The sequence below is a fragment of the Nostoc paludosum FACHB-159 genome (genome assembly GCF_014698835.1).
Classification (GTDB): domain Bacteria; phylum Cyanobacteriota; class Cyanobacteriia; order Cyanobacteriales; family Nostocaceae; genus Nostoc; species Nostoc paludosum.
Genome location: NZ_JACJTU010000059.1, coordinates 1 through 17,432, shown reverse-complemented (window position 1 = coordinate 17,432; position 17,432 = coordinate 1). Strand labels below are relative to the sequence as shown.

22 protein-coding genes are annotated in these 17,432 nt (G+C 38.5%); 14 read left to right on the top strand and 8 right to left on the bottom strand.

Annotated elements, in window-relative coordinates; all coding sequences use genetic code 11:
• Positions 1-44: 44 nt before the first annotated feature.
• Positions 45-800 (bottom strand): peptidoglycan-binding domain-containing protein, encoded by a 756-nt coding sequence (locus H6H03_RS33495; RefSeq protein WP_190959337.1) that lies wholly within the window; start codon positions 798-800, stop codon positions 45-47.
• Positions 801-900: 100 nt separating this feature from the next.
• Complete coding sequence (locus H6H03_RS33490; protein WP_190959336.1) at positions 901-1,293, bottom strand: hypothetical protein; 393 nt, start codon at positions 1,291-1,293, stop codon at positions 901-903.
• A 159-nt stretch (positions 1,294-1,452) separates the two neighbouring features.
• On the opposite strand from H6H03_RS33490, the gene H6H03_RS41595 reads away from it, so the two are divergent.
• Entirely contained in the window at positions 1,453-1,656 is a 204-nt protein-coding gene (locus tag H6H03_RS41595) for a 4Fe-4S binding protein (RefSeq protein WP_277926218.1), read from the top strand.
• 94 nt (positions 1,657-1,750) lie between these two features.
• Here H6H03_RS41595 and H6H03_RS33480 read toward each other — a convergent pair whose 3' ends face one another.
• Positions 1,751-2,530: a hypothetical protein gene (locus H6H03_RS33480; protein ID WP_313931990.1), complete on the bottom strand. Its 780-nt coding sequence runs from the start codon at positions 2,528-2,530 to the stop codon at positions 1,751-1,753.
• A 690-nt stretch (positions 2,531-3,220) separates the two neighbouring features.
• On the opposite strand from H6H03_RS33480, the gene H6H03_RS33475 reads away from it, so the two are divergent.
• Positions 3,221-3,673, top strand: a complete 453-nt coding sequence (locus H6H03_RS33475) for an Hsp20/alpha crystallin family protein (RefSeq protein ID WP_190959335.1) — start codon at positions 3,221-3,223, stop codon at positions 3,671-3,673.
• Positions 3,674-3,767: 94 nt separating this feature from the next.
• Here H6H03_RS33475 and H6H03_RS33470 read toward each other — a convergent pair whose 3' ends face one another.
• On the bottom strand, positions 3,768-3,959 hold the full coding sequence (locus tag H6H03_RS33470) for an RNA-binding S4 domain-containing protein (protein ID WP_190959334.1): 192 nt from the start codon (positions 3,957-3,959) through the stop codon (positions 3,768-3,770).
• Between the two features lie 72 nt (positions 3,960-4,031).
• Positions 4,032-4,172, bottom strand: coding sequence for a hypothetical protein (locus H6H03_RS33465; RefSeq protein ID WP_190959333.1), 141 nt, complete (start codon positions 4,170-4,172; stop codon positions 4,032-4,034).
• A 127-nt stretch (positions 4,173-4,299) separates the two neighbouring features.
• Here H6H03_RS33465 and H6H03_RS33460 point away from each other — a divergent pair, with 127 nt between their 5' ends.
• Together H6H03_RS33460 and H6H03_RS33455 are read left to right on the top strand one after the other, a co-directional pair.
• Positions 4,300-4,482, top strand: a complete 183-nt coding sequence (locus H6H03_RS33460; protein WP_190959332.1) for a hypothetical protein — start codon at positions 4,300-4,302, stop codon at positions 4,480-4,482.
• 169 nt (positions 4,483-4,651) lie between these two features.
• On the top strand, positions 4,652-4,990 hold the full coding sequence (locus tag H6H03_RS33455; RefSeq protein WP_242058108.1) for a hypothetical protein: 339 nt from the start codon (positions 4,652-4,654) through the stop codon (positions 4,988-4,990).
• Between the two features lie 320 nt (positions 4,991-5,310).
• Here the strand turns inward: H6H03_RS33455 and H6H03_RS33450 are convergent, their stop codons facing one another.
• Complete coding sequence (locus tag H6H03_RS33450) at positions 5,311-5,937, bottom strand: class I SAM-dependent methyltransferase (protein ID WP_190959330.1); 627 nt, start codon at positions 5,935-5,937, stop codon at positions 5,311-5,313.
• 406 nt (positions 5,938-6,343) lie between these two features.
• Here H6H03_RS33450 and topA point away from each other — a divergent pair, with 406 nt between their 5' ends.
• The 4 genes from topA to H6H03_RS33430 all read left to right on the top strand — a co-directional run bounded on the left by topA (position 6,344) and on the right by H6H03_RS33430 (position 13,596).
• The gene (topA, locus tag H6H03_RS33445; RefSeq protein ID WP_190959329.1) at positions 6,344-8,506 is read left to right on the top strand and encodes a type I DNA topoisomerase; all 2,163 of its coding nucleotides are present in this window, start codon (positions 6,344-6,346) and stop codon (positions 8,504-8,506) included.
• A 120-nt stretch (positions 8,507-8,626) separates the two neighbouring features.
• On the top strand, positions 8,627-8,920 hold the full coding sequence (locus tag H6H03_RS33440; RefSeq protein ID WP_190959328.1) for a DUF2281 domain-containing protein: 294 nt from the start codon (positions 8,627-8,629) through the stop codon (positions 8,918-8,920).
• 603 nt (positions 8,921-9,523) lie between these two features.
• Complete coding sequence (locus H6H03_RS33435) at positions 9,524-11,737, top strand: phosphoketolase family protein (RefSeq protein WP_190959327.1); 2,214 nt, start codon at positions 9,524-9,526, stop codon at positions 11,735-11,737.
• Between the two features lie 956 nt (positions 11,738-12,693).
• Positions 12,694-13,596: a hypothetical protein gene (locus H6H03_RS33430; protein WP_190959326.1), complete on the top strand. Its 903-nt coding sequence runs from the start codon at positions 12,694-12,696 to the stop codon at positions 13,594-13,596.
• Between the two features lie 24 nt (positions 13,597-13,620).
• Here H6H03_RS33430 and H6H03_RS33425 read toward each other — a convergent pair whose 3' ends face one another.
• Entirely contained in the window at positions 13,621-13,845 is a 225-nt protein-coding gene (locus H6H03_RS33425; protein WP_190959325.1) for a DUF4926 domain-containing protein, read from the bottom strand.
• 90 nt (positions 13,846-13,935) lie between these two features.
• Between H6H03_RS33425 and H6H03_RS33420 the strand changes: the two genes are divergently transcribed.
• The 5 genes from H6H03_RS33420 to H6H03_RS33400 all read left to right on the top strand — a co-directional run bounded on the left by H6H03_RS33420 (position 13,936) and on the right by H6H03_RS33400 (position 15,550).
• Positions 13,936-14,154 (top strand): type II toxin-antitoxin system HicB family antitoxin, encoded by a 219-nt coding sequence (locus H6H03_RS33420; protein WP_190959324.1) that lies wholly within the window; start codon positions 13,936-13,938, stop codon positions 14,152-14,154.
• Positions 14,155-14,373, top strand: a complete 219-nt coding sequence (locus H6H03_RS33415) for a type II toxin-antitoxin system HicA family toxin (RefSeq protein ID WP_190959323.1) — start codon at positions 14,155-14,157, stop codon at positions 14,371-14,373.
• Between the two features lie 74 nt (positions 14,374-14,447).
• On the top strand, positions 14,448-14,711 hold the full coding sequence (locus H6H03_RS33410) for a type II toxin-antitoxin system ParD family antitoxin (protein WP_190959322.1): 264 nt from the start codon (positions 14,448-14,450) through the stop codon (positions 14,709-14,711).
• An 81-nt stretch (positions 14,712-14,792) separates the two neighbouring features.
• A complete protein-coding gene (locus tag H6H03_RS33405) occupies positions 14,793-15,152 on the top strand; it encodes a ribbon-helix-helix protein, CopG family (RefSeq protein ID WP_190959321.1) in 360 nt (119 codons plus the stop codon).
• On the top strand, positions 15,149-15,550 hold the full coding sequence (locus H6H03_RS33400) for a type II toxin-antitoxin system VapC family toxin (protein WP_190959320.1): 402 nt from the start codon (positions 15,149-15,151) through the stop codon (positions 15,548-15,550). The genes H6H03_RS33405 and H6H03_RS33400 overlap by 4 nt, the downstream gene beginning before the upstream one ends.
• A gap of 23 nt (positions 15,551-15,573) precedes the next feature.
• Here the strand turns inward: H6H03_RS33400 and H6H03_RS33395 are convergent, their stop codons facing one another.
• A complete protein-coding gene (locus H6H03_RS33395; RefSeq protein WP_190959319.1) occupies positions 15,574-16,341 on the bottom strand; it encodes a Uma2 family endonuclease in 768 nt (255 codons plus the stop codon).
• A 220-nt stretch (positions 16,342-16,561) separates the two neighbouring features.
• Between H6H03_RS33395 and H6H03_RS33390 the strand changes: the two genes are divergently transcribed.
• Entirely contained in the window at positions 16,562-17,155 is a 594-nt protein-coding gene (locus tag H6H03_RS33390) for a Uma2 family endonuclease (protein WP_190959318.1), read from the top strand.
• The last annotated feature ends 277 nt before the right edge of the window (positions 17,156-17,432 follow it).

Sequence of the window (17,432 nt, the reverse complement as noted above, 5' to 3'; positions counted from 1 at the left end):
TTAAGGTGCGCTAGGTTTTGAGCGTAACGCACCATATTATTTGTTTACTTTTTATTCCACAGAGCGATAAATTCTTTATAGATGGCTGGGGTTATCTGACTTTGTAAGTGATTAAGTGCATCTCGATGATTGGGATTGTTATCATCATAATAAGTGAATACATTTGTCAGCTTGACAATTTCAGGATTTTGATCGTTTGTCCCCCTCCATTTATTAGTAACTTTGTGTAAAACATCCTTGGGAAGATTTTGTTGTAAATTATTTAGTGCTGCAATATAAGAAGGATTTTGAGGATTCTTTTTGAATTGCAACCACAAATCTATCAGCTTGGTTTGCGGCTGAGGCTGGGGCTTATTTGGTGTCAGAGTCGGTTGCTGGAGAATTTGACGCTGTTCAACACTGGCAATACCATTTTCAGTTAAACCTTGAGATTTTTGAAATTTCTTTACGGCTTTATAAGTGGCTGGCCCATAAAAAGGCTGATCGGAAGGAATTTCAGTATTGGTTGCAAAACCGTGAAACTTCAATCTATTCTGAAGCCCTTTGATTATATCCTCTAGTATTTCTCTGGTTTGAGCATCAGCGTTACCATTAACTACAAGTTTTTGTGGGTACTGTTTTTGAAACTTTTTAATGGCTTCTTCGGTAGGATCGTCCGTTAAGGGGTTATTATTCCGTTTCCAAGGAGCAAATTGAGGATCGGGATTAGGATCGATCTCAGGAGCTAAATATCCCAGTCCGATCAATATATGACGGATGGCTTGAGGACTATAAACGACCATGCTTTTTGGTTCCTTCACTACTAAATTCAAGTTTATGTATTGTATTTTACAAAAAAAATTAGGGGTGCATAGCTATGCACCCCTACAAATTGTTTTACTCAAAGCAATATTAGTAATACTAAGCGGTTTGAGCGCCCTCTGCTAATTTTTTTAGTGCGTTACGTCTGCGAGTTTTCCTGCCTTTGCGGATGCGATCGCTTGTACGCACGCCTCCCGCCATCATATATTCACAGCTATCTTTGCCGTATTTCACAGCCACTCCCAACAGCATTCTCTGACTCATCTCATTTAATTTTTGTTCTGACTCTTTAATCTGAATTCGCATAGCATCAATAAGTTCTAAAAGCTTATTATACTCATCCATTTTGCTGCGTAATTTTTCAATTAGTTCTGTTAAGTTTTTTAAGCTACAACCATTCCCTAAATCTAAATTTGGATCGATTTCCTTTAATCCAGCAGCTCTTAGCTCAGCCTTTTCTAAAGCGCGAGAGACTTGTCTTTTACGAAGCATAAATTGACTCCTGTCCAACGGTTATAAAGCTAGTTTGCTCGACTAAAACCATATAGCGGCTCAGGATAATCCACAAATAATTGTATTTTTGATCACAGTATAATTGCCGCGATCGCTCTTGATTATCTCAACGCCTAATTTAGGCTTGACCAAGCTCCTTTGGGGCGGGAACTCTTAATAGACTATAACGAGTGCAAACTCTGTGTTGCTGCCTGTCCCGTAGATGCCATTAGCACAGATAGCCACTTTAACTTGATGCAAAAGCGTTTGTCACTCGCTGATTTTCCCGCAAGCAAGTTAGACGAGTTGAGAACACTCTCAAGGCGCGATGGATTCATGCATTCTTGCAGCGAATTTCCTTGACGTTTCAACACGACCAGCACAAGAAGAATAATTCTTAGCTGCCAACTCTTGAAAAGACTTGGGTTCATCGCGTTTCTCTTAATCCCACTTACTTTTAGGGCAATCTCTTGTCTTTAATTTGCTGAGATGTAGCTTCCATAAAGTTGATGAAAACCTGTATTATCTGATGAATTCCCTCGCTACCTCCTGCAATTAAACCTCCTGTTAATAATGCATCTAAAGAACGAAAAATAACTAACTGTATTTGATTATTTGAATCAATAATTACCAATGGTTCGATTGAACGAACACCGATCGCACTGATTAAAAGACCGACTAAAAGCGATGTCCATAGCGCAATGGTTCGCGTATCGGCTTTATAGGCTGCTCTTTGGCGTTCTTTTGTATTTAAATCATCAAGTTCTGGTTTAGCTACTAATAATACTTCTTCTTGACTCTGGATAAAATTTTGGATAATTTGTTGTTCTAAGCTCATTCCTTCTGGCGGGAGAATACTGGCTCGATTAGATTTAATGTCAGTAATATTACTTTGTTTATTTTGTTTGGCTAGTTTTAATTTTTCATCAATCATAATTTTTTGTCGCTGAATCTCAATATCCAGTTCTTCGATAAATGGGCTTCGCCAAGTAGTTATAAAAACTTCTAAAGAACGCTCTAGCAATAAAGAAATAAATAATGGCAGTGTCAGTTGTTGTATAATATCACTCAGCCCAAAAGGTCTGAAAGTAAATGGTTGAGATGATAACCAAGTTGAGAAAGTTACTACTAAAAAACTAATAATGATTAATACAATAAATAGAGGAGATTCTGAAGAAAGCCTGAGCAAAGTTTCTATACTCCTGTGGGGCGTCACAATATCAGGTGAGAACTGCACCTGCTGAGTAACTTAACAAGCTTAATTTGATAGAACAGTAAATAATTTATTAGCTAAGCCTTTTCTGTAGAAAGTCTTTAAGGTAACCCTAGTGAAACTGCGATGTCCAAGGGCGTACTCACCCTGGGTATTTCACAGTTGCATTATGAATGATGGTGCGGAATCATACCAATTCGGAATACCCTCTGCATCGGTAAACAAGGTACGCAATAAGCTACGCCCTGGTGTGCTAACACAATTAAGTAAAGTCAGATTTTACCTGGGTTTGTGGCTTTACATCTGTTCCTTGATTTTGGAGGATTGGTATCAGTTATCAGTCAGTATGCTTCAGTTAAAGATAATTGTAAGTTCGCCTTCCGGTGTGAGAACCCAACAAATGCCCAAAGTGAATTTTTGGTGATACAACATTCAACTTGGTAAACTACACAACGATTTGCCTAAAAGTCAGATACCAATTCTGTTTTAGTTCTGAATTCACCAATTGTACTGTAATCGTTATTCCGGTTTACCGAACTTGATAAGTAGAGCAAACCGTAACTTTTTTTTATCCCAACTTGGTGCGGTAATCCTCATTTATTAGGTGAGAATAACCGAATTTACAGCATTTTTAACTCGGCATAATATCAAAAGTAAGCACACAGACAAGTGCAAAAACAAATCAACAAAAGCTAATTAATGCGAGGAAGAGTTATGGCAGTAGTTCGTTGGAATCCTTGGAGAGAAATCGACACTCTACAACGTCAAATTAATAACTTGTTTGAAGAGACTATAGCACCATCTAGTTCATTTGAAAGAAACTTAGTTAGAGTTCCGGCTGCTGAATTACAAGAAACTGAAGATGCTGTTCATCTCAAGCTAGAACTACCGGGAATGTCAGCTAAAGACCTGGATATTCAAGTAACAGAAGATGCTGTCCACATTAGCGGTGAACGTAAATCTGAAACTCAAACTGAACAAAAAGGTACTATTAAGAGCGAATTTTATTACGGTCAATTTCAACGTGTGATTCCTTTATCTGTGAGAGTTGAAAATACCAAAGTTACTGCTGAATATAAAGATGGTATTTTGAGCCTGACACTGCCTAAAGCCGATAAAGAAAGGAATAAAGTTGTCAAAATCAATCTGGAACAACCCACCGCTTAACTAGTTGTGATAATTTACTCTACCTCCTTTGATTGATTGAAATACCTAAAAAACCGGCCATGAGAATGTCCGGTTTTTTTGTAAGCATTGTCAATTATTCAATAACATCGCCAACCTTAAAAGTTTGTCCTGCTACTGTTACTTGGTCGCTTGATATTAATTGTCTTCCTCGCCGGGTTTCAATTGTGCCATTGACTTTAACGTTACCATCAATAATCATCAGTTTTGCTTGGCCTCCAGTTGGAGCTATACCCAACAACTTTAAAAACTGGTCGAGTTTAATCATTTTGCTATTTGTCAATAGTAATTAACGTTGTACAAGTTTTTAATTAATTATCATTTTTCAATGATAGCAGAATCAAAGATTATATTTGAGGCTAAAAATGCGATTATTTGGTAGAGACTTGTGTAGGCGATCGCCATTTTTTATTCCATCAAAATATCGCCAAATCGTGTAGGCGATGGTAATTTTTTCCACCTTTTGTTTTGTTCGGGTCAAAAATAACTACTTTAGGGAATGGGTACTGGGGATTAGGTACTAGGTATTAAATATTAAGTACCAATAATTTTTCCTAATACCCAATCCCTATTGCCCATTACCTTATTTATCAAGAAAGGCAGATGGCATGGATTTACCCTTCACGGAAAAGCCCGATAGCGCAGCTCTCTTCGACGCAGGAGCGTCACCGTCTGTGCGACGCCTTGGGAGCAAGGGTTTAAAACCCCCATTAAATTGGAAATTTGGTGGTTCTGGTCATGGTTTGAATTCCCATCTGTTGCGCCAGCTTAAAGCAGGGTACGAAACATAAGTGCCTTCTTTCTGCCCTCTTCAATTTATTTCTCCCCTAATTCTCCCCTTTATGTTTTTAGACTACTAAAACTTACTAAAACTAATAACTCTTTATTTAAATTCCGGATTACCCTATGAAATTCTCTATCTTGATAGATTCTTTACTAGTTGTGACTTCAATAACTCTTATGCCTGGAATCAGTACTGCACAAACAGTTGCTACAAACGCTAATCAAGCAATAGTCAGTAACTTGAACAAATTACCCAATGATTATAGTAGCATTAGTCACCTGGAACCTTTCGATCTTGTTGCTTATGCTTATCAAGGGGGCCTTTTGCAACATGGTATTCCCAGTGGCGGAACACTAGTATTTAAAACTCTAAATAGCAATATTCTTGCAAAAGATTTGGTCGTAGCTGCGGTAAATGCTAAGAAGTTACAACCACAACTTTTGGATGACCAAAATTATATTAATGCTGTGAGTTCTGAATTGATAGCATTACCTGATTATGCTGCTGCTGATTGATGATGGTAATAGCGTAGTAAGTCTAAAATAATGAATTAAGTTTAGGTTGGGCTGAGCAACGCTAAACCCAACATTAGCTTTAGTACACGTCACCGTAAAAAAGTGTCGGCAATAAATGAAGATATTTTTAGAGGGTGGCACAGAAACCACAAGATGCACAGACTGATCTCAAACTGGGGAGCTTGATTAATTAAACACCCACCTTTTGTATTTCATCATTCTTTTTTTCAAACCTTTTTTATGGTGACGTGTACTAGGTAGCATAATGACCAAGCTCAACGGCCACAATGGAGCACATTAGAATTGTTGCTAGTGGCTTTTTAGCTCCTTTTTATTGCCCATTGCCTATTGTCATTATCGGAGTATATAAGAGTATATTTTCCCGAACTTACAAATTCATTTACAGCTTTATAAACTCCATAATGCCTACGATTTGGGTCTGGCTGCCAATCATCGCCGGCTATTATACCATCTTCCTTCACTTTGCTCTCTAGTAAGAGTAACTCCTGTTTAGTATGTTCATACTGATGAGACGTATCGATGTAAACCCAATCAAAATATCGATCGGGAAATGTGGCAACTACTTGAAGATCGTCGCCCACATGTATCAAAATACGTCCATCTTCAATTTCTTTCTTGAAGATTTGCAGAATTTTTATTAAAGCATCAACCGTACTTTGATTGCCGTTTGCCCATTCCCAACGACTTGACAAGAAATACCAAGGATCGATGAGGTGCAATTTTTGTGGCTTGGTATGCTCCAGAAGAGTGGGGGACAGATGACCTTTGAATACTCCTAATTCCGCACCGATTCCATTCTTCGGCAAAAATTGTTCTATAAATTCTATTCTTTTTCGTTTTCTGCGGATCTCAAGCCGTCGATCGATATACTCCCATTTCTTAATAGGAGTGTTTTCTATCATACCTTTTACTAAACTTGTAAACATGGTATTAATCTCCAATACAGGATAGATAGAATTTTTTCATACATTAGCTCAATTAGAAGCTTTTGCAAAAACTTTTTAAACAAAGCTTTAATTAATACCATTTTTTTGTGAGGCTGGGCCAAATTTTTTGAGTTCTTATTTCTTTCTTTACCTGCTAACTTGCGGGTTCTACGTTGGCGGTAGGTATTTATGGACCATTAGCGTCTGTGTTCATAATTTATGACGTATTTTCATGCATTATTGCTATAAATCAGCGTAATTTCCGAAAACTAAGGGATCTTCCGTATTTTTACAACAAGGCTTAACTAAGTGTAACAATTTTAAAAAAAGTCGAGTGATATAGTACTTTTATACTAAAGTATGCGATCGCCCCTTTCGATATCAAGGACTATTCAACGCAGGTGCTATGCCCAAACGCCTCCTTGTGGTAGAATCCCCCGGAAAAGTCAAAAAACTCAGTCAAATTCTGGGTTCAGAATGGAAAGTTCTAGCTAGCTGCGGCCATATCCGCGAACTCAGCGATGAAGGCGAAGATTCGTTGGGTTTCAGTATGGATGGTAGTCGGGTCAAATGCAATTATATTCCCCGCGACCAACGAGCCAAGGAAACCATTCAGCAACTAAAAGCCGCAGTTAAACAGGTTGATGAAGTTGTTATCGCCACCGACCCAGACCGGGAGGGAGAAACAATCGCTTGGCATATCAAAGAAGTGCTGGGATTAAAAGAACCAAAACGAGTAATTTATACAGAAATTACAGCACCAGCAGTTCGAGAAGCGATCGCCAAACCCAGAAAACTAGATTTAAACTTAGTAGGTGCGGGACTGTGCCGCGATTGTTTGGATAAGTTAGTCGGCTATAAAGGAAGTCCCCTAGTTTGGGCATTAAACAACGGTGCAAAAAGCGTCGGTCGAGTTCAAAGCGCCACATTGCACTTGATTTGCCAGCGCGAAAAAGAAATTCAAACTTTTGTACCCCAAGACTACTGGAGTGTCTGGGTAGATTATGCTGAAGGATTTCGCGCTTTCTACAAAGGAACGGCTAATTCTGACGCAGATACGCCAGAACAAAAAACTGAAACTAATGATGATGCCGCAACAAATACTACACAAGCACCAGAAAGTAAGCGTATTCTCTCGGAAGCAGAAGCAAACAGGTTAGTTGAAGAAGCACGCCGCCATCCCCATCAGGTTATTAAGTTTGAAGGGAAAATAGTTCAACGCCAACCACCTCCTCCATTCACTACTTCTAGCTTGCAACAAGCAGCTGGTTCCAAGCTGAGGTTTTCTCCAGACAAAACCATGCAAGTTGCCCAAAAGCTTTATGAAGCCGGGTTAATTACATATATGCGAACAGATTCAGTGATGTTAAGTCCTGAATTTTGTGCTGCTGCGCGTCAGTGGTTAGAGCAAAATGACCCCCAAAATGTACCGCAGTCCTTATCCAAACATCGCAGTGCTAAATTGGCTCAAGAAGCACACGAAGCTATCCGCCCAACAGATGTTTTCCGTCCTTCAGCCGAGTTACGGATAGAACTGCCAACCGATGATTTTAACCTGTATGTAATGATTTGGAAACGGGCGATCGCTTCTCAATGTCGTGCCGCCCAACTCCGCAAAACCCAAATAGTTACTCAATCTGGAAATCTGCTGTGGCTTTGTAATGGACAAGTAGTTGAGTTCTACGGTTATGCCCGGTACTGGAATAATATCAGTAAAGATACAGTTATACCGCAGTTGCAACAGGGGCAGATACTAACATTAAAAGATGCACAGCATGAAAAGAAACAAACACAACCGCCGCCTCGATACAGCGAACCGAAACTAGTACAACTAATGGAACGCAAAGGTATTGGTCGTCCCAGTACTTATGCTCCCACCGTCGCCACCTTGAAAAAGCGGGATTATGTGCAGTTGACCAAGGATCATCTGCAACCAACGGCTTTGGGTTTAGAAGTTGATGCATTCTTACAAAAAGCCTTACCGGATTTACTAGAGGCGGAATTCACCGCTAAGATGGAAGATGCTCTAGATGCGATCGCAGTTGGCAAACAAGGCTGGCAACAATATTTAAGCACTTGGAATCAGGAATACTTTGCACCAGCTTTAGCAAAAGCCAAAACTGTGGCTGTGAGTAGCGCATCTCCAAGCAAAGCTTCACCCGGACGAGAACGCAAATATGAAACCTCCAGAACTCGCTGCCCTGAATGCAAAAATTGTTTAGCTAAAATTCCGAGTAGCAAAGTTAAAAAGAAATACTTCCTCAAATGTGTTAGCGGTTGTGAAAACATCGTTCTTTTTTGGAGTGACCTCAGCAAAACTTGGGAATCACCTCGAAACAAAGTATCCAAAAATGAAAGTGTTGCCAAACCTCCAGCTAAGCTAACTTCATACTCTTGTCCAGTATGTAAAAAACCATTAGAAGAATACACTTACATTAAGGAAGGGCAAAACAAAACAATGCTAAGGTGTTCAAACCCCCAATCTCGTCAGGACAAAAAACATCAGCAAGTAGCTTATTTTTCTACACAAAAAGGCTGGTGGAGTCCTAAATTTGGCGAGTTAAATTAACTAGCGCAACCATCAACTTTGACTAAATCAAAAATTGAAATATTGTAGGCTGGGTTGACCAACGAAAACCATAGTCTACTACGATTAGATTAGGACTTAGGCAAAACTATAGAAATCATCATGGATTTTATCAAAGCAAAGATTTTAGAAAAACTAGAACGCCTTCCAGATAATGCACAGCAACAAGTTCTAGATTTTATTGAGTTTTTAGAGTGGCAAAAACATAATCGTCAGGAATCGCAGTTATCTATAGTCAGCGAAGAATTAGATGAAGAATCTGATACAGGATGGCTAGAGACTGACTTATCAAATTTGGGCAGCTATGAACCTTATGATTGGCAACCGGGCGAACTGAATAAGGGTTTACCTGTTAAATATGTTCCTGAAATGGGAGTAGTAATTGTTGAGCAATGACAAATCGTTCTTTACAGTTTGGGGACGTTGTAACAGTACGTTTTCCTCCTAAATTTAGTTACTAGAGTTTGGTAGGGTGCGTTATGGACGTTAGACTTCTTACAAAAGTCCTTTTCTTCGCTCTCTTCTTTGCGTCTTTGCGCCTTTGCGTGAGACAAAAAATTATTTATGCAACAGGTCTATTGACGGTGCGTTACGCTGGCGCGATAACGCACCCTACTGGCTAGATTGATAGTGTATTAATCCATACTAGTTTTAAAAATGTGTTGCTGGTTTCATGTATGAAAACAATTGTGCATGATATCCAGAATCCTTGTAGAGACGTTGCATTGCAACGTCTCTACGTCTGGATTCAGATTGCAAATTTTATAGCATTTGGCAGCTAAGTTAGGACATAAACTGGTCGTAAAACCCGGACACAAAGATACTTTTAACTCTATTGCCTATTGCCTGTTGCCTATTGCCTACCATAGCGAACCATTTAAAGTACTTATCCTGACGTTGCAAAAAAGCAATAAACTGTTACAACATCAAACGATGTAGAATTTTTGTTGAATTCAACGAGCATCTACAGTTTCATTTCATCGTCATAAGGTACTCAGCATGACTGCAATCACCCCAAAGGCTTCTTCTGCGCTTCCCAATTTTTCTGAAGGAATTCAATATTTTGGCGAAGCACTACCAGGTTTTGAAACTTATGGTGCAACTCCTGCTATTGAATCGGGCAATGTAGCGATCGCATCTCCCACAGACAAAGCAGCAGTATATCAAACTTTACTCGCTGCCGATGCCCTACGTTATCTAACTTTGCAAGTTACTGGTAGTAAAGCCTCTGGACATCCCGGCGGATTTGCCAGCCAAGCGGAAGCTTATGCATCTCTTGTCATGCTGGGATACAAGAACATTATCACCGAAGTCGGACACCACGCCCCCGGATTTTATAGTGCCATGTTCTTGGATCGTTCGCTAGAGGACATGGGAATTTATACAGTCCAACAATTGCGCGATCGCTTCCGAGAAAAACACGGTCTTTTAGGACACCTTTCTGGTTATATACCTGGTATTCTCGCACCTGCGGGGCCTTTGGGACAAGGACAACACTTTGCAATGGCGGCTGCACTGTTGCACAAAGATAAGTTATTCCCTTTTACAGTTGGCGATGGTGGATTGGGCGAACCTTATATTGTAAGTGCGATCGCACATTTCCATACTGCTTATCCTACTGCGACCAATTTTTTACCGATATTAGTGTGGAATGGTTATAGCCAAGAACACCACAGCATGGTTTCTCTCAAAACCAACCAACAAATGCAAGCATATTGGCAAGGTAATGGTTTTGAGGAAGTCGTGTTAGTGGATGCTAAAGATTTTGACGACCAAAATCAACCAGGTGATTACGTTGATAGTACCGTTTTTTCCTTTGAAAAACGCCTAGCATTTACCCAAGCTGTACTTGAGGGTGTAGATAAAGCAGCGCGATCGGCATTAGGTGGCAAGCTTACTGTTTTTATTATTAAACAACTTAAAGGTGCAGGAGTCCACGCCCGCGGTGCAAAATCTCACAACCTTTATCCTAAAGATACGTTAGATGCGCCGCATATTGTGAGTGCATTGCAGACTCGCGCTTTATCTGCTGAAGCTTGGCAATTAGTCAGAACCAACGCCGAACGCGCAGGCGGTGGCCCCGCAGCCAAAACAGTGGTCACAGAATTTGAATTACCATTGCCAGAATTAGGCGAATTACCTTTAGAAGAATATGCAGTCGGTGGCGAACCAAAAGTTTCTACAACTGCAATGGGAAGATTAGTAGGAATAGTTGGACAAAAAGATAAAAATTTCCTTGTCACCAACGCCGACGGTAACGAAGCATCGGGAATTGCTAATATCAACCAAGCATTAAAAATTATCCACCCGACAACCGACGATTTATATAACCAAGCGCCAAACGGACAAGTTTACGAACCTTTGAGCGAAGATGCTTGTGCGGGTTTAGCAGCTGGTTTGTCATTAATGGGTGCGAGAACTTTGTGGTGTTCTTACGAATCTTTTGCCATCAACGGATTACCAATTTGGCAAACTGTCACCCAAGCAATGGCAGAATTGCGCCGTCAAACTCCTTCGACTATTACTTTATTCACAGCAGGCGCATTAGAGCAAGGGCGCAACGGTTGGACTCACCAACGTCCAGAAATTGAAGCTTACTTTGCTTCGCTAATGCGAAATGGAAATGTTTTTCCATTATTTCCTCCCGATGCTAACAGTATCCAAGTTTGTTATAACTGGGCATTGCAAACTAAGAATAAGGGAATTGTAATTACTGCAAGTAAATCACCATTACCAATTCGCATTACTTTAGAACAAAGTCGCCAAGGTTTACAAGATGGTGCGGTGGTATTGCATGAAGTCCCTGGCGATAAACAAGTTGTATTTGCTGTCATTGGCGATATGACATTAATGCCAGTATTTGAGGCGGCTACTTTCTTAGAAAATGAAGGTATTGGTGCGAAGATAGTTTCTGTAATTAACCCCAGACGTTTATATCGTCCTCATGATACTGCTTGGGATACCTGTTCGGAACCTGATGGCGGTTTCTTGGATGATGCGAAATTTGCCGAATTATTTGATGGCGATGCGCTAATTGCGGTGACAGGTGGTGCAGCCGCGATGCTAGAACCAATTTTGTTACGGAGTACAGCGAAGCGCGATACTTTTGCCTGGAAACGTGGCGAAACTACAGCCAGTGCTGGTGAGTTGATGGCGTTTAATGGATTGACTGCTGAAGCATTGACGAAAAGAGCGATCGCTTTAGTGCATTAAAGGTGCGATGCCCCTAATTTTAGCGCAAATATACGTATGGAAATGCTGAAATTGCGTTTAATGCGTATATTTGCGTTTTTTATGAGAAGTTTTAAGGCATTGGGATTAGTTCATAAAATAAATACAGCAGATTTCAAGTTGGTGAGGTACAGAAATACCCCACCCGCCTTACGGCACCCTCCCCTTGGTAAGGGGAGGGTTGGGGAGGGGCGTACCTTATTTAGTTGTAAAATGTTGTAAATGTGAGTATATTTGCTGAAATTCTTTGAGAATAGTAGCTTTAGGAGTCGCAAAAATTAGTTTGGTAGTCAAAAATTTAATTTAGGAGTCGCAAAAATTAGTTTAGGAGTCAAAAATTTAATTTAGGAGTCGCAAAAATTAGTTTGGTAGTCAAAAATTTAATTTAGGAGTCGCAAAAATTAGTTTGGCAGTCAAAAATTTAATTTAGGAGTCGCAAAAATTAGTTTGGCAGTCAAAAATTTAATTTAGGAGTCGCAAAAATTAGTTTGGCAGTCAAAAATTTAATTTAGGAGTCGCAAAAATTAGTTTGGCAGTCAAAAATTTAATTTAGGAGTCGCAAAAATTAGTTTGGCAGTCAAAAATTTAATTTCCAAGCTAGGAGCGCGATAATTTTATGGAAAATGTGATGTTTAATGGGTTAACTGTGGAGTGTTGAGGAAAAGTGCGATCGGGTTAGTGGTAAGACTTACGCAAAATATCTCTCAAACTCTGATTTCTCCGTGTCCTCTGCGCCTCTGTGGTTCGTTATTCGCTAACTCGTGCGTAAGTCCTAAGTGGATTAAACTGGGTTTTGTAAGTAGAAAATTTGGAATGTTTAACAGCATATGCACGCAAATAAGCGCGTAGTGATTCGCGTTATAATGCGTGTATATGCGGTTTTGAATGTAATTATTTTTTCGTATATTTTTATATATAAATAATCTCCAAAATATTTTATGTATAAGATAGAAGTCAAGATTGATGGGCAATTTAACAATAATTTTTATCCAGGTTCTATTTATGATTTAGTTTTTATTGACTTAGAATTTTGGACGCATTATGTACAGGGAAAGGCAGTACAAAAAATATATGGATACACCATTACTCGGCTCCTCAAAACAAGTAATCAACAATATATAAAAATTAAATTTTTAGAGTTTGAAGCGGAAGAAAGGCAACTTGTCGAGGAAATTATACAAGATATTGAAAGATTAAAAAATAAAATATTTATTGGTTTCAATATACAAGGTAGCGATATAACAACATTGAAAAATAGGATAATATCTTTATCAATTTTTTCAAATATAAATACAATAAATTTATTTGATTTTAGGAAATATTCAACAAAATATGGATATAAAGGCTTAAATGGTTTGTTTGAATATCTAGAAGTAAAAGTAAATAAAAAAATTGATGGAAGTTATTTTCGTAAGAATCCCAAGAAAGTATTTTTCCGAAAAAAGGGTTGGGCAGATATATTATTAAATATGTTTGAATACTGTTTAGAAGATGCCGCAGGTTATTTTGAAATAGTATCAAATTGGAATAAAAAAATTCCCAAAATAACTAAAGATATGATTATAAATGAATCATTCAGTTACTCTGAATCAGATGAACAATCATCAGCGAAACTAATAGATGAGTATACAGAAAAATTTTCTATGGAAAACTTCCAAATTACCTCAGACCAACTTCTCAGTAATCTCACAGTAGCAGACTTAGAAGCTTTAATTATCAAAATCGTTCAAAAGGCTTTGAAAGAAGAAATACAGAAGTTAAAGCATGAGCATTTGCCAGAGAAAACAACACAGATGAATCATCCACTACAAGTTTTTGTAAAAACCGCCCCACTGCCTTAGAGTAAATATATTGCAATTATCGTATTAATTCATCAGACGCGATCGCGCAATTTCTCTCTTACCAATGGGACGTACTTGTATGCTGTGGAGTGAAACAACTGCCACAGTCTCGCAATCTAATGTGACAAATTCAACCTCATATCCTTTGCCACCTTGATGTACTAAAACAACCGTACCTATATCACCCTCTTCTAAACTATACTCTGGGAGATCGCTAGTCAGAATAACTCTATCAAGTTCTTTAATCATTCTTCTCTCCGTTTTAGTGGGTATGAAGTAACAAACTTAGAATTTGAGCGTTATATTTATTCTAGGCGCTATATACAAGATTAATTTATTATGAAATTTCAAGTAATTTTTACTTTTGATTCAGAATATGAAGGCTATATTGCTGAGGTTCCTGAACTTCCAGGCTGTGTAAGTCAAGGCAAAACATTAGATGAAGCAATTGAAAATATTAAAGACGCGATTACAGGATATCTCCACGTTCAAGCAAAACATGGCAAACCTTATACTGCTCAAGAATTGCCAATTTTTATCGGAGAAGTTGTAGTGTAAATGGGACGTTTATCGAATATCTCCGGTAAGGAAGCTGTCAAGATTTTTGAAAAGTTTGGTTATGTATTAGACCACCAAACAGGAAGCCACATGATACTTTGGTGTGAATCAAAACCAACTTTATCAATTCCCAATCATCGGGAATTAGCACCTGGTTTACTTAGAAGTTTGATTCGACAGGCAGAAATTACAGTTAATGAATTTCTTGAAAAGAGATGAAATGTCAAATATCCTGCTCTGAGCAATGGTAAAAACTGCCATAAGATAAAAAAACAGATTTATAAAATAACCTTATGAAAAGTATCAATATTTTCTTACCTGACACCATGCGAACTTATGTAGAACAACAGGTAGCTGAAGGTGGTTACAGCAGTGTCAGCGAATATTTTCGTGAATTAGTGAGACAAGACCAAAAACAGGTAGCTCAAGAACGTCTTGAAACAATGCTTTTGGAAGGATTAAACTCTGGAAATGCAACAGAAATGACTATTCAAGATTGGGAAGATATCAGTCAAATAATCAGAGTAAAAATTCACAAATCTCAAGATCTACTTTAGCCATTATCACATTAATTCATCAGACGCGATCGCCCAACAGCCAACTATAATATATTTAACGTTTTACATAAGGATAGAACCATGACTAACACCCAAAAGATGGTTCGCTTAAACTTAGATTTATCACCTGAACTAAATCAAATACTAGACGAATTAGTAAATAAAACAGGCACAAGTAAAAGTGATGTTCTGCGTCAGGCTATAAGGTTGATGCAAGTTATGGTTATAGCTAAAGAGGAAACCGAAAAATTAGGAATTTCAGAAGCAAATCAACTGATAGTGAATGAAGTCATTTTTCCATCTGAACAGCAGCCAAAACCGCATCCATCAGAAGCTTTTTTAGAAACCTTTGGAACTTGGGAAGATACACGCACCGCAGAAGAAATTGTTGAAGAGATATATTCAAGTCGTACTGTAAGCGATCGCAATTATAGCTTGTGAACTATTTACTAGATACTGATACATGTATTTATTGGCTTAACGGTCGCCAGCCAGTCAGAGAAAAACTCTTAGCAGTGGGATGGAATGAAGTATGCATTTGTGTTATCACTGCTGCTGAATTATATTATGGTGCATACAATTCTAATAGAGTTTCAGAAAACTTAGCTAATGCAGAACAATTTATTCAAAACTTACCCGTTGTACCTTTAACCGATCCTGCTCTGAGAAAGTTTGGTGAATTAAAGGCAGAACTTCGTAGAATAGGGCAGACAATTTCTGAATTTGATTTACTAATTGCTAGTGTTGCATTAACAGAGAATTATATTTTAGTAACAAACAATACTCGCCATTACAGCCGTATTTCTAATTTACAGTTGGAAAACTGGATTTCAGCTTAAAGCGTCAGTGTTTCCCATTTTTCTCATAATTCAGATGTTGAAATCAATTGCTCAATTGCTGAGGCATCTAAACCTGTAACTGTCGCCACCTGTTCTACCCCCATCCCACCCGCTAGTAAGTTGCGTGCCGTTTGTAATAACTGCGACTCTGCTTTATCTGCTCGTTGGCGTTCCTGTTCTTCAGGTGTTAGTAATAATTCTCCGTCCAAAGTTGCCCAGCGTAACCAAGTCGCTTCAATTCCTTTGTAATTTCCTTGCCAGCGCTGCAAGGCTAACCCTAAAGATTCACTTACCAATTGATTACGTTCATTAACAACCAAGTGTTGGTAAACTCTCTGTTGGATAGAAAAACCTGCCCAATCATCTGGGTTAAATGGGTCATACCAAAAATATTCTGGCACGCGCATTTGATTTTGATAAATCAGCTTTTTCTCGTTTTTATCTGCTGCGGCTGTACTTTCAGAAAGCAATTCAATCACAACATCCGGTGCTTTTTCTTCTTCCCAAACCACCCAACTTTTGCGTTCTCCTTTAGGGACACCCAAGACCACAAAAAAATCTGGCCCTTTAAAGTCTTTGTTGCGTAACTGCGCCAGACTGTAGTAAACAAACATATTACCGCCAACAAACCCATCTTCTCGCTGTGACAACCAAGGGATTAAGGCATCTATCAGCAAGTTCATAGCAGCTCTGTGCTGTGCGCTTTCCATAGGGACACCATCATCATAAGGAAGTTCTGCTTGGGTGGGTGGAATTTCAATTAGGGTTGCAGGTAGAGTAGTTTCTGACATGGCGTTTATCAGTGGCGTAGCCCGCAGCAAATATATCTATAGTACTAGAAACAATCGACGTTGACGGTTAACTGTTTTATCTATCAGATAAAGAGGTGTTGTTAAAAGCGATGTCTACGCCGCATTATTTATAGTCAATATATTAGAATTATCGTGTTAATTTATCAGGAGCGATCGCTCAATAACCAACTATCATATAGATAAGATTTCATACAATGATATGATTCCACAAACTCTAGACAAAATTACTACCCTTGAAGAACAGCGGTTTCTCTTACCTGGTCATTACACTTGGGAAGAATTTGAGAAACTTGAAGCATTAACAGCAGAGGCGCCAGGTTTGCGGATAACTTATCTTGATGGGTGTGTAGAATTTATGACTCTTGGCGAACAACATGAATTGCTAAAAAAAGTAATCGCTATATTGCTGGAAGCTTACTTATTTGAATTACGTATAAATTTTATACCTGTAGGTAGTGCTACTCGTCGAGCAAAAGAAAAAGGTGCTTCCTTTGAACCTGATGAATCTTATTATTTAGGGGAAAAGAAAGAAAATCCAGATTTAGCAATTGAAGTAAATATTACTAGTGGCAGTATAGATAAACTCGAAAAATATAAGCGTTTTAACATTACTGAAGTCTGGTTTTGGGAAAATAATCAGATATTTCTATATCACCTGAATAATGATAACTATGAGCAAATTACTCAAAGCAAATTACTACCAAATTTAGATATAAATTTATTAGTACGTTGTGTTTTAATGCCTTCGATAATTGAAGCAAGGACAGAGTTTATCAAAGGAATTCAGCAGTAATATTTTATATTAAAATATTTGAATAATAACTCGATAAGATAAAACACCAATAATCCAAATAAATATAGATTTATCGCAAAAGCTTTGACGTTGACTGTTGACGGTTTTATGTAGCGCTGAGGTGTTACTAAAAGCGATGCCTACGGCTGGTTACGCCTACGCCACACTAACCCTCTTCTGTCACTTTCCGGAATAAGCAAGTAGTAAAGAGGCTAAATTATCCAGAAGCATAACAAGGTTTAAATTGATTCATTGCGGCAATTAGATGATTGAATCC